Origin of the sequence: Xenorhabdus sp. Sc-CR9 (assembly GCF_963897815.1) — a bacterium.
In the GTDB taxonomy this organism is placed as follows: domain Bacteria; phylum Pseudomonadota; class Gammaproteobacteria; order Enterobacterales; family Enterobacteriaceae; genus Xenorhabdus.
The window spans coordinates 1-17,569 of record NZ_CAWQTY010000212.1; the positions used below are offsets into that span (position 1 = coordinate 1).

The following is a 17,569-nucleotide window of genomic DNA, read 5'->3' on the forward strand; positions in this document are numbered from 1 at the left end:
AATTTCCAGCTATCATCTGTTAACATTAGTCTTGGCATTTGGGGTAATTGTTTTGATTTTTGGCGAAACCATTATAACAGCCCCATTTGCTGCTTGCTTTTTATACCAAAAAGATCAACACGCTCTAGTTCTTTGTACGTTCATCTGGCTTTATATTGAGCTCGTCCTCACGCTCCTTTGATACTAATATGAAACGGCTGACATTGGGGCTTAATTCCATCCGTTTAACTATTTTTGACAGTAAAATTATCTTCTTCAGCGTCTGAGCTCCGATGCTTTCAAGCCTTATATAGCGCTTAGCCGCCTGTTCAAGATTGACAATGCATATACTGGTGTCTTCTAATGCCTGATGAAGCAGCTCTAGATTTTCGCCACTGCGCCAGAGTGACAGGTTGGCTAATCTGCTATCAGAAAACCGGACGGCTGAACCCTGACCCCGATCATCTATCGTGATATGCCGATAGTGAGCCAAAGTTTCGGAGGGGGAAAGCCTGTAACACAATTTGTCTGAACGTCCGGTGATAGCCAGCCGATCGATACCTGCCAGTTGCGGTAGACTGATTTTTTCACCATAAGGAACCTGACCTACCTGCAACACCAGACTCTCCGATGTTCGGTTAACAAAACGGTAATTCCCCACTGGGGCAGACTTTCTTTCGCTGACTTGCCACAATTCTCCGGTAGTCTGATCATGGACATAACTGGCTTCCTGCCCGGCAACCTGACCCAAGTAATGCAGAACATGATCCGGATTAAGTTCGCTGGAACGAAGCATTTTCCCTTCCTTCGGCAGATACCACGCAGGATAACCACGCTCAGAAAACAGTCTAACGGCTTGCGGTAATGCAGCTTCATTCCTGAGTGCCACAATGGCTGAGGCAATTTGATTGTCCGTGCGCTCCTGCAAATGCCAGGCAATCAGCATCGGACGGTCTGTCATATTGGCGTCAGCTGACAGCAGTAAGACCGCACCATCCGGGGTTTCCAGCCGGAGTGTATCGCCCTGACGAACCGCACTGTGGTATTGATGACCGTCCCGGGGCCAGGGTTCCGCAGCAGGTTCTTCAGAGAGCACCCGCTTTTCACTCAATTTAAAGTTAGTCTCCGTCGACAGTGGCTGACGATATAACTGATGGTTATCGGTGTCAAAAATCCATGCCTGACTGCCATCTCCCGCTAAACCAAGGTAGTCCAGAGTGTGTTCTGTATTGAGACCAATTCTGCTCTGCACCACCTTATTTTTCGTACTGTCATACCAGGCACTGACGGGTTTTCCGTCTTTATCCTGCAACCCCAACAGTAGCAGGGTACTGAATCGATCTGGAGTATCCTGCGTCATCTGCTTCAGTACGTCGGTCAGCGTCTTCTGGCCATGTTGTTGCAGCTTCTTTTGTTGCAGTTGCAGCCAGTCTGTCGTCACCCCGATCAGACGGACACTGCCCTGATCATCTGCCAGCCATAGCATCCCCCAGCTGGAGAGTGCAACCAACTGCTTGTTCACGATGGATACGGATCTGATATCATCAATAGCCACCTTGCTGACCGGAGTGCCGGACAGTCCATTATCCTGCTGAAAATAAAGACTATGCCTCTGATGACTGTAAAAATAATAACCCGGTTTATCACCGGTCGTGGTGAAAACGAGGGTGAAATCCGCCGTTAAGGCCAGAATGCTCCGTTTTTTATCGTTCAGCCCAACCAGAATGCCGTCATTCTCCTGATCCGGATTGTTCCGTTTTTTATCGTTCAACACAGTCAGAATGCCGGCATCCTCTTGATCCGGATTTATCCGGTTCATTCTGACCACATTCTGCAGCTGTTTTCCATCAGTCTGTAACCAGTAATGTCTATCCACACCCGCTACTTGCCCAGAAAGGCCGATGACCTCCGCTGGACTGCCTTTAACTTGACGTTCCGGTGCGCAGAGATCGCCGATAAACCACTGAGTCGCCGCCAGTGGTGCCAGCAGGCCATTAAAATCACCGTCACTGGAATCGAGGGAGACAGGCAGAGAGATTTTTTCACTGACTTTCTCCAAACCCGCCAGCATAGCTGTATTCCCGTCAACTGCCACCAATTTTAGTGTTTTCTCTGCTACCTGATAAGTATACGAGATACGACCTTCATCCAACTGCTGTTCCACCACGAACCAGAGCTGGTCATTGCTTTGCATCACGTGGCTGCTGATTTTTTCCTGCTCATTCCCCGATAATTTTATCGGCAGATATTGCCGAAGAACTTCGCCAGTGGCAATGTCCACTTGCCATAGCGTGGCATCACGGTAAAACCACGCCTCATCACCTTCAACTTTCGCCAGCTCTGCATAGCTGAGAAAATCTGCTGCGTCAGGAACGTTGGTGTAAATCATACGATCCCGACCGATCTCATAGAATGCACGGCCGACAAGACGGCTTTTCGGCGGCTGATAGTTTTCCACCACTAAGTACGGTCTGTTGTGATGCTCAAAATTGCTTAACTGACTGAGATGTTCATGCAACTCCTGCAAGTTGTGATACGACTTAGCATTTGTTACGTTCTCTGTTATCTGCCACTGATTATCTTTGTCCTGCTCGACAGAAAATACCCCTGCATTATTTATCAGGGAAATATTATCCGACGCTTCAGGTAGGATTATCTCTATACCGCCGATATGCAGTAGTTGTTTGTCATCTTTTTTGCTGAGGCTGGGGATAGCATTAGAGCGGATATGACTGGCTTCCAGTACCCAGTGGGTATCAGTGTTTCCCTGTAAGGACAGAGATACACCCTCCTGCAAGCTGATACGGTATTTACCCTTCCCGCCAGTTAATTGGTAGGACAAGAATCCGTGAACCTTCTCTTCCTCCGGCAACTGCTGGATGACAATGTCCCGGTCTTCATCGTCCAGAATGATGTTAACTGGCGTCTTAACAAAGTCCGGCTTTATACGGCGTACCACACGTTCTCCGGGAAAAGCATAAAAATCAAAGTCGAATCGTCCGTCTTCTTCCAGTCGTCGCAGAACATCAAACCCCCGGTCGTGGCGGCCAGTGACGAAGGGCAGGATCATATATTCGTAATTAATGTAGGACTTCATAGTCACTGGTAGGATCAATATGTCACTGCTTCTGGGATGGAAATTGAAGTTGACCTGTGCCTGTTTGTAACCGATGCCTTCACGGATATTAATTGCATGATTTTTATCAGTATCAGCCGCTCTGCCGGGCCACCAGAAAAAGTAATTACTCCGGCCTGAGCCCCATGAATGAGTCGGGTCGTTGCGATAGAGATATTGGCTGTCAAAAGTCAGGTGACCGTGGCGCAAATCGAGTTTACTAATCACTGCGCCGGGGATCGGTTCCATCACTGTGTAACGGTTGCCATCTTTCGTTACTTTTTCTGTCTGCCGATATCCCCCCTGCTGATAAGCGGCTTCCAGATCGGCAAAATAATTGCCTACCGCCTTTGCATCATCGACTACCCTGCCGAACGCCTCGGCCAGGGCTGTAAAACCAATCCCTAAACCTGCCAGTGGCACCGCTAGTGAGGAGGCAAAACCCGCAACAATGGGGGCACCGAGGATCCCAGCACCAATACCCACGCCAGTTGTCACCAGGCCAGCACTGTCAAACGCCAGCTGAGTACCATAAACAGCCTTCTGGGATTCATTCTGCGCATGCGCCAGTTCTATGCTGTCCAGTACCACACTGGCGATATTTAATCCTATCCCGACCCCCGTGCTAACATGTGACAGTGATGAAAACAGGCTACTTGTCACTCCCCGGCCTTCACTGGCCACTGCCCTGTACAAACTGGCGAGTTTAGCGATGTCTTCCAGCCCACCATGAGACATCTGCGCCAGATTAACATAAGTGTGCACCCGCAGTGCTGTCTTTAACGTAGAGGGAAGCGTATTGGGTACCTTATCACTGGCTACAGTGGTGCGGCTTTTATCGGCAAACCAGGGGATCAGAGTCTGAATGATAAAGGCGGAATTCAGCCCGTGTACAGCTTCTACTTCGGGGATACCTGTGCGCAGGGTGAACTTTCCTTCAGTATACTCGTGGGTTTTGCTGATAGTATCGATATCTTTATCATAAGAATGAATAAAATCAATAATACGTCGGTCATCCGTCATGAGTGTCTGGGGAGGAAGCTCAGACTGTGCCGTATTAATAAACTGTAAAGAATAACTTCCCGATTGGGACTTATCCTCTCTGAGGCTGCCCAGTACTGGTAGCCATTCTTCTGCGGACAATGTTTTTTTGCTGTACAGCTGCGCCATGGCCTGCTGAAAATCCTCTGTGCGGTTAAGCATCGCCAGCAGCCGGATGTCAATCTGCTCATTGTCTGGAACCAGAGTTGTTTTGTTTCCCAGTGGCGGGTTAACCATACTTCCTGTAGGGACTGATTTACCTGGAGTTACTTCTACTGCCCATATCCTATGCTCCGGATTAAAAACAAACGTGGCTTTATTACCGTTTTCCGTGAGTTGTTTCCGGCCTTCAGGGCTGACCATAATTTGAGTGGTATAAGCCTTAACAGAACGCGGATGAAGAATACGCTGGTCAAGCGACTGAGCAAACTTTAGTGCATAACTTTCCTGCTCACCTTCACCAGCCAGTGAACAGCTCACCATACTGATATGTTCAGGAGAAGTTGTAATTCCGGAATCTGTGCAGAACTGGCTGAGTTGTGATGCCAGAGCTTCCGGAGTACGTTTGGCCAGAGTCTGGTGATTAAGCTGATCCTCCCCATCGCGGCTATGACCAACCAGCTGCCAGCGGATTTTTTCTTTATCCTTCAGGATAGTCAGGTCACCATGAACCATCTGGTATTGACCGCGAACATCCAGCTGCACCAGTACCGAATCAGGGTGTTTTCCTGCCAATTTTGCCGCTGCCTCCATGACTACCGGGTCGTTTTCAAGCTGAATAATCAGCTGACCATCAAAGCGGGACGTTCCACCCTCATGGTAAGCCTCAACGACAGGTTTTTCCCCGTCACTGACAGGTTTTCCATCGAACGGAGCAACGCCCTCTGGTTCCTTCTTATCCAGCAGCGCGGGCATTGGACCAGAGCGGGTAAAACGCGGTGAATGGAACTTCTCAGCCTCTGGCAAGCCCTGATTGATGATCGGCAAGACTCGTTCCATCACTCCGGCATACAGTTCACCCTCTAACACCCTTTCTTTGCCTGCATCTCGGTACTGATCGAACATCTGTAACATGTCTTTGCCAATACTGCCCTCCCCCTCCGGTTCGTAACGCGCAGCGACATAGAAGGTTTCAAAGAACGAGTGATAGCCGTTACGGATCATGAAGGCCGTATTGGCCATCTGGAAGTTCCAGTATTCCTTGACGCTCAATGTGTTACCGAACAATTCCGGCAAGACGTTACTAACGGTTTGGGTGGTCCCGGAAATTCCGCCTACAAACGGGGTGTCCAGGTCACTCATGTAGCGTGTGGCTTCATTTTTAGGGGCGGGACGGAACTGGTTGTAGCTGCGGTATTTATCTTCCTTGATCCGGTACGGGCCATCGGCATATGCCAGCTCCGGGTGGGTATTGAGGATAAGATACGGGTCGGTCTGATTCAACCGGTTATTGATTATGACCTTGTTGTCACCTTTTTCCGACATCAGCGCAGCATGGGGATTGACTGGCACCGCTGCCTTGGAAAAACTATCGGCTAGCGGGCGCAGGACATGGAACAATGCTTGTTTGCGCAGGCTCCGGCCCTCATTACCTGACAACAGCGCCTTGGTTGTCTGGTACAATTGCGCATCGTCAATCTCCAAGCCCTCCAAACCACGCAATAACAAGGTGAACAGTTTGCTGTCTAATGACCGTTCAACTGCAACTTGATCAAATACATGTACTCTTGGGTTGTTTGGATGCTGTGCCGCGTTATCACTGGCGACCCGTTGGGTTTGCTCGTCGATAGCTTGCTCACGCCATTGCTCGTACAGCGGGGCCAGTAGCAATTTGGCCTGGGCAATGTCACTCTGCACATAGCCACCTTGTAGGATCTTGTTCACATCATGGTTTTTTACCAGATTCGTCGCCAGACTGAACAACAGAGAGTCGTTATTGCGGCTCTGCCAGACTGACTCAGCGAAGTCCTGTTCCCACAGTACCTTGTTCAGGTTGTTGCCCCTGATATCGCGTAGGCTGCTGCGAATGTCTTTTGGCACTAAAACCCCTGCTGGGGTGATATGGTTACGTTCAAGCAAACGCATCAGCTGTTTCATAAATACAGCGCGTTCGGGGGTGTCTTCAGTCAGGCGTTTTGCCTTGCTATCATCTTTACGCAGTTGTTCCAGTTTCTCGAAAAAGGCAGCGTTGTATTTATACAGGGTGTCAGTCTGCGCTTTGCTCAAGTGACTGCTGCTGACCTTATCACCCTCGACATCACCCTCGACGGTCATCACCACAAAAGGTGTCGCGGAGCGGTAATCGTTGCCCTGAGGCATTTCCAACAGATACTGGCGCTCGGTAAAACCGACCGACCGTTCAAGCTCATGGATATTGACGAACAACCCGTCACGATCCTGGTGGTAATTGTTCTGGTAAAACCCTTCGACACTGATGGTCTGAAAGCTGGTGATATCCGCGTTTTGATTGATTAGCTCGCTCAAGGCGCCAGCCAGTGGCACTTCGCGGGTGATGATAGTATTCGGCGCCTGTCCGGAGACTTGGATCCCAATCTGGTTCGGAACTTTGCGATCAACGTTGATCAACAACAATTTGTGCCCGTTATTTAGCAACTGCGCCTTGAAGCCTTCTCGTAAGGAGTGTTCCGATACCAGATGGTTGGCGAAATATTGCTCGACGAACTTGGTTTTGACCAGCACAGAGCGAATGGGTGCATAGGTCGGCGAGCGGAAGGAAGGTGGCTCGTTCTTCAGCCGGTATTGTTGCTGCCAGGCCAAGGAACGGGCTGCGGTACCGAAAGAAAAGTTGAGTACCCCGTCAGTTGGTACTACCAACCTGCCGTTCTCCAAGAAGAAGTCCTTGAAACGACCATCGGTGCTGGCATTGACCAGCGCAACATTCATGCGGATGTAGCCAGGGCGCTCCTCCATCATCAGTAATGAAATGTTCACCGGCAGATCATCGGAGGCTTGGGGGATCTTGACGAGGGCGTCGAGGGCTGTGGTTTTCTGCTTCTCAGGCGGTGCATTGAGAAATTTGTCGTAAAGGGTCTTGACATTTTTGGCGGCTTGCAGTTTGGAGAACAGCCTTACGTATTCTTCGGTGAACGTGGATTCAGCTACCTGAATGGTCAACTTTCGTTCCAGATGGCTGATCTGCTCATTCATCTGGTCTTGCTTGATTGGTGCTTTGACCATCAGGCCTGCCACCGTTAAGGGTTTATCGCTGCCGTTATTGAGTTTGAGCAGAGCCTTTTTCCAGATATTGTTATAGCTCGTGATGGCCGTCTGCTGACGGCTATACAACTCAATGTCGCGGTCTAGTTGCTGCTTATAGGCAGTGATCGCCGGGGTATTGGGTATGGCGTTCATCTGCTGTCGTCGTTGCTTTAAAGTTTGCAGCTGGTCGCTTACCGAAGAGGGAGTGTCTTGCATCTGAAAGTACTGGGCGGCCAGCACACTCAAAGTACTTTGCTGCATTTCCTGTAGCCGCTCGCCTACCTGACTGATGTAGTCGTCACGCTCGCTGGCATTCATGTTGAACCATTCAGTCTGACGACCCCCTTCCTTGATCTGTAGATCGATCAAAGTATTGAGCAGTTTTTTGAATTTTGTGGACATATAAACCATTACAGTAATCCTTTATCTGTTTTTGAGCGAAGCTCTTCGCGCTTCGAGAATTAGTCAGAATATCTAAAAATACCTAACTATGTTAATAATTATTATTAAAATGATAACTAGTTGCAATTGCGTTTTAAGCAAATAATTGCAGCTATAAATCAATTGGTTTATTTATAACAATGATGTTTGTTATTGAATTGTTTTCGTTTTATTTTATTATCTAGATATGACGTAGAGGGCTTTGTAACGACCTTTGCCAGTTTCGATATGACGGTATGGTTTATTCATTTAGTATCTTCGTCATTTTCGGATAGCGGCATCACTTGTATAAAAGCAAAATAGTTATTAAATGACGCCGCTAGGCATGAAACGAACGGATCGCATTACAATTGACATGAGTAAAGAAGATCAATTTGATTTATGTACAGAAATTTCTTTAACGTTTGAGTTAATCACCCCCCAATAAACTAAAAAAACTATCATCATCATTATTCTGTAAAAGATAAATTAAACAATAAATAGATTAAAAATCCAGATTTCTGGCTGCATTTTTTAATCGCTCATCTCCACGTCGATCGTACTTTTGGGTTGTAGTAATACTTGAGTGTCCCATCGCATCTTTGACGGTGATGATGTCTTCACCATTATCCAGCATAACTGATGCAAATGTTCTGCGTAGATCATGGGGAGCAAATTTCTCCAATCCACTTTCTATTCTGCGTATTTCAAGGATGTGATAGATAGCCTGGTCTGATAAACGATTATCTGTAACATCATCATGGCGGCGAATTCGGGTAAAAAGTGGGCCTGGATGATCGCCACGAACTTCATCAACCCAACGATTTAAGCGTTCCCATGTTCCTTCCGGCATATAAGACAGACGTTCTTTATTACCTTTCCCCATAACTCTTAATGCTTGTTCTCGACGAATTATGTGTTTCATATCAAGCGAAATAATTTCTGAACGACGAAGCCCACATCCAACAAGCACACCAATAATTGCAGCATCACGCAGTCCTTTTGTACTGAGATCATTTTCACAGGTAAAAAATAAAGTTTTTATTTCATAACGTTCAAGTGCTCTGCCTTTTGGTAAGCGATTTCCCCTGACAGACCGAACCTGTTTTATGTGCTGAAAGCTATCGGTGTCGAGTTGCTTCATAGTCCATGCCTCCAATGCAACACCTTTCAAAGCAGAAAGGTAAGTATTAATTGTTGCCGGTGCTTTACCTGAATCTGAAAGCATTTCCATGATAGCTTGAATATGGTGACGTCGCAGTGCTCCCCAAGTACAGTCCTGAACATTTTGATACCCAAGCATTTTTGCCACAATATTCAGAAATGACTTCATGGTCTGACGACTGCGTTTTGATCCAAGACTGACAAGATACGCAATTGCAGGGTTATCATATATCTGTGTTCCCGGAACGGATAGAGACATCATTATGCCTGGTTCTTGTCGGGAACTTCTCAATATAATCAGTGATTTTTTATCATCATTATTTTCGTAGTTATCTTCATTTTGATTATGGCGGGTCAAAGCTGCCTCCTGACTTCAATGTCTACAGTTTGCCAAAAACGTAGCCCATAGATATAAGCCCATTCCTTATTGCCTATTTTTGACTCAATTCTAAAGTTTTTTAAGGGTTACGCTCTGTGAAAAATGGGGGTGAGATTACTCATGCTATTTTATTTCATAAATCTTACTTTTTCAAATGTATATTTTAATAAGTAGAATGAACAATGGATAAAATATCAAATTAATACAACAAGTTATATATAATGAGAAAAACGTTGTTACGACTGTTCTTAATATCTTTTCTGCAATCTGCTGGGAAAGAATGGGCGATAACTGACTAAGTGTTAGCTCTTATAGTTTGTGGGGTTTGTTGTATAACAGACTATACATTTTTATGATGATAAAAAGAGCTTCATATTATATGTATGAAGCTCTTTGGATATTAAGACGATTTTAGATTATAAAGCTCGAAGGATAGCTTCGACGCTCGCTTTTGCATCACCAAACAACATTTGTGTATTTTCTTTGAAGAATAATGGGTTTTGCACTCCGGCATATCCGGTATTCATGGAGCGTTTAAATACAATAACGTTTTGGGCTTTCCAAACTTCCAATACTGGCATTCCAGCAATAGGACTTGAAGGATCTTCCTGAGCAGCCGGGTTTACCGTGTCATTGGCCCCAATGACTAAAACAACATCTGTTTCAGTAAAGTCTTCATTAATCTCATCCATTTCCAAAACAATGTCATATGGAACTTTGGCTTCAGCAAGCAGAACATTCATATGGCCAGGTAAACGCCCTGCGACGGGATGAATACCAAAACGGACATTCACGCCCTTCTCACGCAGTTTTGCTGTAATATCATGAACTGGATATTGCGCCTGAGCGACCGCCATACCATAGCCCGGAGTAATAATCACTGATGTGGAGTTTCTCAGTAGTTCAGCGACATCTTCCTCTGTTGTCTCACGATAATCTCCCATATCTTGTTCAATATCTGCCGAAATTCCATCAGAACCGAAACCGCCAGCAATAACACTGATAAAGGAACGGTTCATCGCCTTACACATAATATAAGAAAGGATGGCACCCGAAGAACCGACTAAGGCACCAGTGACAATCAGCAAATCATTGCTTAGCATGAATCCTGCCGCCGCCGCTGCCCAACCTGAATATGAATTCAGCATGGAAATAACTACGGGCATATCTGCACCACCGATAGAGGCAACAAGATGCCAACCAAAAGCGAGTGCAATGATGGTCATAATCAACAGTGTGAATACTTGCAAACCAATACTTTCTGTTCTGATAAAAGTGAACATAAGTATCAAAGATACGATCAGTGCCGCTAAATTGAGTTTATGCCTGTGTGATAACATCAATGGCTTAGAAGAGATATTTCCGCGCAATTTACCAAATGCCACAACTGAGCCAGTAAATGTCACAGCACCAATGAATACGCCGAGGAAAACTTCTGTCAGATGGATATTTTCCATAACAGGGGTGGCGAAGATATCATGGGTGATAAAGCTATTGAACCCTACTAAAACTGCAGCCAAACCAACAAAACTATGCAGGATGGCGACCAATTCCGGCATCTGCGTCATTTCGACTTTTTTGGCAAGGCGAATACCGATAACAGCACCAATGATCATTGCCAAAATAATCCAGCCAACTTTGCCGGAGTCAGGCCCCAGAATAGTAGCAATCAACGCGATTGCCATACCAACAATGCCAAAAATGTTACCCCGTTTTGAACTTTCATGGCGAGAAAGCCCTGCAAGGCTGAAAATGAATAAAATGGCGGCAATAATATATGCCGCTGTCACTACTCCGTTCGACATAAGTTACTCCTTACCCTTTACGAAACATTTTCAGCATACGTTGAGTGACAGTAAAGCCACCAAAAACATTAATGCTGGCAATCAATATGGCAATGAATGAGAAGAAACTTACCCATCCTCCCTCACCAATTTGCAGTACAGCCCCAACGACAATAATCCCTGAGATAGCATTGGTGACAGACATTAATGGTGTATGCAGTGAATGACTCACGTTCCAGACAACGTAATACCCTACGATGCAAGACAGTGCGAACACAGTAAAATGAGATAAAAATTCCTTCGGGGCAACATGAGCTAACCAGCCATATAGAATAATTGCCACACAGGCAATTCCATATTTCAGCCACGAAGATTTCGGGTTTTCTACTGGTTTATCCTCTTTTTTCAGCGGCGAAGGTTTGGGGGCTGGTTGGGCGGAAACCTGGATCGGGGGAGCCGGCCATGTGATTTCTCCTTCTTTAATAACAGTAACTCCACGCACAACGACATCATCAAAATCGATGGTGATTTTCCCGTTTTTCTCTTTACACAGTAATTTCAGTAAATTGACCAGATTCGTTCCGTAGAGCTGAGATGATTGAGTTGGCAGGCGGCTGGGTAAGTCAGTATATCCGATAATTTTTACACCATTTGGTGTCACGAAAAGTTTATCGGCTTGCGTATATGCACAGTTACCGCCGTTTTGGGCAGCCAGATCAACAATCACACTACCTGGCTTCATGGAATCAACCATTTCTTTGGTAATGAGCAGTGGTGCTGGTTTTCCGGGTATCAACGCCGTAGTGACGATAATATCAACCTCTTTTGCCTGCGCAGCGAATAATTCCATTTCTGCTTTGATAAAGGCTTCTGACATGACTTTTGCGTAACCATCGCCGCTACCAGCCTCTTCTTTGAAATTCAATTCCAAAAATTCAGCCCCCATGCTTTGAACTTGTTCCTTAACTTCGGGACGTGTATCGAAAGCACGGACAATTGCGCCAAGACTACCGGCAGCACCAATGGCAGCCAACCCCGCAACGCCCGCTCCGATGATCATAACTTTAGCTGGTGGTACTTTACCTGCTGCTGTAATTTGCCCTGTGAAAAAACGACCAAACTCATGGGCCGCTTCGACAATGGCTCGATAACCAGCAATATTCGCCATTGAACTAAGAGCATCTAAAGATTGTGCCCGGGAAATTCGTGGCACCGAGTCCATAGCCAGAACCGTTACCTTACGTCCTGATAGTTTCGCCATTAATTCCGGATTTTGTGCCGGCCAAATAAAGCTAACTAGCGTAGCACCCTCCTTCATCAAGGCTATTTCATCATCTTCGGGGGCATTCACTGTAAAAATGATATCTGATTGCCAGACTTGATGGTGTTCTGCAATCTCTGCTCCTGCTTTTTGATAGGCAACATCATCAAAACTGGCAAGTTGCCCTGCCCCTGACTCAACTATGACGCTAAACCCCAATTTACATAATTGCTCCACGGTTAATGGTGTGGCAGCAACACGAGCTTCATTGAAGAGCCGTTCTTTTGGTACACCAATATGCATAATGTTTCCTTCTCTGAGAATGAAATATATTGCCGATTATTACCTGTTGAAGCCTATTTAACGATTAGATTGATTTTATTACTGCTATCAGCAAAATCTATCAATAAAATAGTAACTCAATGAAATTAGTGTCAACAGTTTATTATGGTTGAAGTCAGAAAAACAAAAAGACATTTCAATATAAACAATACTTCAGCTCGTATAACTCTCTATATTTATTATAATTCTTAGAAACATATACCAAAAAATAACGATCGTTTATTTGGGGGGCGCAAATTCTTGCGACAATTAGCATTATTACATGTAATAATTGCGCTCTATGTGATACATAACAATGTTCAGCCCGTTATAAATATTTTAATGCGCAAGGCGAAAGGATTTTTTATGAAGCTGAAGACAACGATCATCGCTACCGCGGTGTTCTCATTAACCTCGATTACTGCTGCACATGCGGCTAAAGAATTAACTCCAGAACAAGCCGCAGAGCTCAAACCCTTCGAGCGAATCGCAGTCACTGGTCGTTTTAATGCAATTTATGAAGCTGCTGATGCAATTTCACGTCAGGCGGATAAAAAAGGTGCTGAAAGTTTTTACATCCAAAGCCTCGACGATCTTAATGGACGGGGAAATTTGCGTGTTGTAGCCGACTTGTATCATAAAGATGCGGAAAAAGCAGATAAAACACCTAATTATCGCATCTACCGTGGTATCAAGGAACTTCCTAAAAATGAAGCAATTACTTTAGAACCTTTCGATACTGTCACCGTGAATGGTTATTTTCCTACTGACCCTGACCTGAAAGAAGCTATTGCTAAAGAGGCTAAAAAGAAAAATGCAGCCTCTTTCTTTATTGTTCGGGATATTGCACCAAATAATGGCGGAAACCAGATAGTTACAGCATATATCTATAAAGAAGATGCACCAAAGCGCAAGGTTCAATCCAATGATGCTGTGATCCCGGCCGACTCTGATACTGGGCGCCAAGCTCTGGCACAAGGTGGTGAAGAAGCTAAGAAAGTGGAAATTCCCGGCGTTGCTTCTTCAACTTCAACAAGCAATGTCGTCGGTCGCTTTTTTGAAACCCAGACATCAAAAGGTGGGCGTTACACTGTAACCTTACCTAATGGTGCAAAAATTCAAGAACTGAACAAAGCTTCCGCCGCCCAGATGGTTCCATTTGACTCCATCTCTTTTTCTGGCTACTACACAACTGCACCGGAAGTTTCTTATCAGGTTGCAAAACGTGCAGCAGAGAAAGGTGCAAAATACTATCACATCACTAGAGAATGGCAGTCTAATGGTGGTAACGTTACTATCAGTGCTGATTTATTCAAATAATCAGAACACGATTACTCCCATTTATGAAAAAGGCACAAATGTAACATTTGTGCTTTTTCGCTCAGTCACTTTTCTATTTCATGAGCTTTGTCTGTAATACTTTCAACTATTTTTTAAAGCAATTCCATCGGGTTCTGCTTTTTAGGTCACGTAGCGGAACAAAGGCTGCTGCTTGAATTTGTTTTTGTTCCAGAGCAGCAAAAAGAACCGGATTTTTGATAATTCTGTCATGCCAGTCAGTGTTCCGTAAAGCGATCCCATTAAAATCTACTGGACTTCCCATAATCAAGGAACCTAGGGTAGCTTCAGCTTCATTAATAGTAATAAATTCGCGCCCCTTTATAAGTTGAGGAGATAAATACTGCTCAAAACCCTCAATCCAGTCGTCAATTGAGCCATAAAATGACTTCCATCCCGAAAACTGCCCCGCAGTAGGGTCGATGATGATGGCTTGACCATTAATACTTGCAACGACAGCATAATGATTGGCTGGTGTTTTATCGTCAAGCCCAGTCCACCTAAGTAAGCCGATCACGCGATAAGGTATGTTGCGTTGTATTAGAAGTTCAACTACCCGTTTTGCACAAACGAGACATTTCCCATGTGGATTATGAGAGTAATCCACGATCAGGTAATCATTTACAATAAAATCAATAGACACGATGCTTTCACCTTTCGGTTGTGAAGTGTAGGAAACCGCAGAGCCAGAGGTCATACTGAGTCGTATACATTTGCATAATTGTTCATTATTTATTTTTTTCATTATAAGAATCACAGTAGGTACAATGATAAATGTTTGTCTTATGAACACTTATATAATTCTTAAGTTGATAGTGTATTTTAGAAAAATTATCAGTAATTCATTTCCTTACTTTTCTGCATAAAATTTATTTTTTTTTGCATAGTCAACCATTGCATACAATCCCATCACTCCGTAAAATCGCCATGTTTTTTAGATTAATCTACTAAATCTTCTTTGCAATCCATAGCATGGATGCAATAAATATCCAATATGTGTTCGATATTTAGAGCAAGTGTTCTGGCTAATCGTATCGATTATATTATTTTTAGGAACGTATCTTTGGAAAAGAAATTAGGCCTCACATCTCTGACAGCCTTGGTACTCAGTTCGATGGTTGGTGCCGGTGTATTTAGTCTGCCACAAAATATGGCACAGGTTGGCAGCCCAGCTGCATTAATGATTGGTTGGGGAATAACAGGCATCGGCATTCTCTTTTTAGCCACCTCTTTGCTTTTGCTTTCGCGCCTTCGTCCTGATTTGGACAGTGGCATTTTTACGTATGCACGAGAAGGATTTGGGGAGTTAGTTGGGTTTTGTTCTGCATGGGGATATTGGTTCTGCGCCATTATTGCTAACGTTTCTTATTTAGTTATCGTCTTTGCAGCATTAAGTTTCTTCACTGATACCGAATATTCCGTGATCTTCGGGGACGGTAATACCTGGCAATCGTTAATAGGTGAATCCATTTTACTTTGGTTTGTCCACTGGTTAGTTCTTCGAGGTGTGCAGACTGCTGCGGGAGTTAACCAATTAGCCACGGTAGCAAAATTATTACCGTTAGGTATGTTTATTATTTTGGCTATTATTGCCTTCAAAATGGATATGTTCTCTTTTGATTTTACTGGTATTGAAATGGGAGTTCCGGTCTGGCAGCAAGTTAAAGATACGATGCTAATTACTTTATGGGTTTTCATTGGGGTTGAAGGTGCTATTGTTGTTTCAGCCCGAGCCAGAAAGCGTAAAGATATTGGTATCGCTACAGTACTGGCTGTCATTTCTGCATTGGGTATTTATGTACTTGTTACCTTACTCTCACTAGGCTTAGTTACACGACCTGAATTGGCAGCTATGCGGAACCCTTCCATGGCAAATCTAATGGTAGGGTTAATTGGTTCTGCGGGGGAAATTGTGATTATTGCCGGATTGATCATTTCTGTTTGCGGAGCTTATTTAAGCTGGACAATCATGGCGGCAGAAGTACCATTTATTGCTTCATTACACGGCTCATTTCCTAAAGCATTTAATAAACAAAATAGTAAGAAAGCGCCTGAGTCATCACTCTGGATTACGAATGGAGCAGTCCAGTTGGCTTTAATTTTCATTTGGCTAAGCGGAAGTAATTATAATACGTTACTCTCTATTGCTTCAGAGATGATCCTTGTACCCTACTTTCTTGTTGGTGCATTTTTAGTAAAAGTAGCATTTGAGCGTAGTAGCTGTGCTTTATTATCGATTGCTGTGGGCGCCTGTATTTATGGATTATGGTTGCTTTACGCATCAGGTTTAGTCAATTTGCTGCTTTCAGTCGTGTTATATGCTCCGGGTTTATTGGTTTTTCTGTATGCGCGTAAACAAAACGAAGAAAGAACACCACTGAATCCTATGGAAAAATCGGCTATTGGGATTTTATTTCTAGTAACGATTCCTTCCACGTGGCTATTAATACACTAACAATGAGTCATTATTGCTGGATTGATTCAGTTTCAAGTAGGTTTTTTAAGAGGGGAAATTTATTTCTCCTCTTATTTTTTTGTCCAAAATCTGCTGAAAAGCTAATCAAATGAGGTTAAGGTTTCATATATATTTTGTTTTTTAATCCAATAGAATGTTGTAACTAAAATAACGAAGGGTAGTTCATAACGCACTCAATACATAAATATTAATTATTGTTTTTATCTGGTTTATTTGAAATATGAATTAAAATTGTCTATTCCATGAGATCTTCTTGTTAGCCATTACTAATAACAAGTTAACTTTAAATAGATTCAATGTGTTCAAATTTGATTTAAATCAAATTATAAATTTTTACATAAACAAAATATTTAAAATAAAAATCAAAAAAGGGAATGTCAATCATAAATACATAATATTTAGTTAAAAATTCAGTAAAAAAATAAATCGCAAACATGTATGTGTTTTACGCCATATTTATTTTCACAAAACATCACCAATTAATAATTAATCTTATAAAACAGAATAAAAGTTCATTAGCGATCAAAAAACATTCTATGTTATGAATAACAATGCTATCAATGTTGATTTTACGGATTAAAAATCCCGAATAAGTAGATTAGTCAAGTTATTATTTTGAACTTTTCTAATTGATCGCTACTATATTCTTCGACTTATCTCTTGATAAGAAAATATGGACTGTCGTTTACCTATTATTTATCGGATGTAAATCTAGATAATTCACTTGCTGTATTAATGTACGGCTTTAATGTTAACTCAATAATCTATCTCTCTGTCGCCTAAGCTCGTCAGAGGTGGGATATATTAAGAAATGAAAAGCAAATTAATTATTTCATCTTTATTTGTTTCATCTGTATTTATGTCCGCTGCTCATGCTATTGATGGACAAATCAAATTTACGGGAAAGATTACTGCCACTGCGTGTAAAATCGATTCAGATTCCACTAGAGCGTGTTGATCTTTTTGGTATAAAAAGCAAGCAGCAAATGGGGCTGTTATAATGGTTTCGCCAAAAATCAAAACAATTACCCCAAATGCCAAGACTAATGTTAACAGATGATAGCTGGAAATT

At 43.6% G+C, this 17,569-nt stretch carries 8 protein-coding genes; 2 read left to right on the forward strand and 6 right to left on the reverse strand.

Translation table 11 applies throughout. The annotated features are described in order from the left end of the window. Nucleotides 1–124 precede the first annotated feature (124 nt). The 4 genes from AACQ81_RS16815 to pntA all read right to left on the reverse strand — a co-directional run bounded on the left by AACQ81_RS16815 (nt 125) and on the right by pntA (nt 12,665). Nucleotides 125–7,765 carry a TcdA/TcdB pore-forming domain-containing protein gene (locus AACQ81_RS16815; RefSeq protein WP_237387987.1) on the reverse strand — a complete coding sequence of 2,547 codons (7,641 nt, stop codon included), beginning with the start codon at nt 7,763–7,765 and terminating at the stop codon, nt 125–127. Between the two features lie 514 nt (nt 7,766–8,279). Continuing rightward, nucleotides 8,280–9,197: a tyrosine-type recombinase/integrase gene (locus tag AACQ81_RS16820; RefSeq protein ID WP_408672915.1), complete on the reverse strand. Its 918-nt coding sequence runs from the start codon at nt 9,195–9,197 to the stop codon at nt 8,280–8,282. A 536-nt stretch (nt 9,198–9,733) separates the two neighbouring features. Beyond that, nucleotides 9,734–11,122 carry a Re/Si-specific NAD(P)(+) transhydrogenase subunit beta gene (pntB, locus tag AACQ81_RS16825; RefSeq protein WP_237387988.1) on the reverse strand — a complete coding sequence of 463 codons (1,389 nt, stop codon included), beginning with the start codon at nt 11,120–11,122 and terminating at the stop codon, nt 9,734–9,736. 10 nt (nt 11,123–11,132) lie between these two features. Beyond that, nucleotides 11,133–12,665 (reverse strand): Re/Si-specific NAD(P)(+) transhydrogenase subunit alpha, encoded by a 1,533-nt coding sequence (gene pntA, locus AACQ81_RS16830; RefSeq protein WP_237387989.1) that lies wholly within the window; start codon nt 12,663–12,665, stop codon nt 11,133–11,135. Between the two features lie 384 nt (nt 12,666–13,049). Here pntA and ydgH point away from each other — a divergent pair, with 384 nt between their 5' ends. After that, complete coding sequence (gene ydgH, locus AACQ81_RS16835) at nt 13,050–14,003, forward strand: DUF1471 family protein YdgH (RefSeq protein WP_237387994.1); 954 nt, start codon at nt 13,050–13,052, stop codon at nt 14,001–14,003. 106 nt (nt 14,004–14,109) lie between these two features. Here the strand turns inward: ydgH and AACQ81_RS16840 are convergent, their stop codons facing one another. After that, nucleotides 14,110–14,664 (reverse strand): hypothetical protein, encoded by a 555-nt coding sequence (locus AACQ81_RS16840; protein ID WP_237387990.1) that lies wholly within the window; start codon nt 14,662–14,664, stop codon nt 14,110–14,112. A 420-nt stretch (nt 14,665–15,084) separates the two neighbouring features. Here AACQ81_RS16840 and AACQ81_RS16845 point away from each other — a divergent pair, with 420 nt between their 5' ends. Then, nucleotides 15,085–16,476, forward strand: a complete 1,392-nt coding sequence (locus AACQ81_RS16845) for a basic amino acid/polyamine antiporter (RefSeq protein WP_237387991.1) — start codon at nt 15,085–15,087, stop codon at nt 16,474–16,476. 891 nt (nt 16,477–17,367) lie between these two features. On the opposite strand, the gene AACQ81_RS16850 is transcribed toward AACQ81_RS16845, so the two are convergent. Beyond that, the coding region (locus AACQ81_RS16850) for a hypothetical protein (RefSeq protein WP_237387992.1) at nt 17,368–17,569 on the reverse strand (202 nt) is incomplete at its 5' end.

What these genes read in the sequence shown, in the direction of transcription:
- AACQ81_RS16815 (WP_237387987.1), bottom strand. Translation starts at nt 7,765, where the DNA reads ATGGTTTATATGTCCACAAAATTCAAAAAACTGCTCAATACTTTGATC.
- AACQ81_RS16820 (WP_408672915.1), bottom strand. Translation starts at nt 9,197, where the DNA reads ATGTCTCTATCCGTTCCGGGAACACAGATATATGATAACCCTGCAATT.
- pntB (WP_237387988.1), bottom strand. Translation starts at nt 11,122, where the DNA reads ATGTCGAACGGAGTAGTGACAGCGGCATATATTATTGCCGCCATTTTA.
- pntA (WP_237387989.1), bottom strand. Translation starts at nt 12,665, where the DNA reads ATGCATATTGGTGTACCAAAAGAACGGCTCTTCAATGAAGCTCGTGTT.
- ydgH (WP_237387994.1), top strand. Translation starts at nt 13,050, where the DNA reads ATGAAGCTGAAGACAACGATCATCGCTACCGCGGTGTTCTCATTAACC.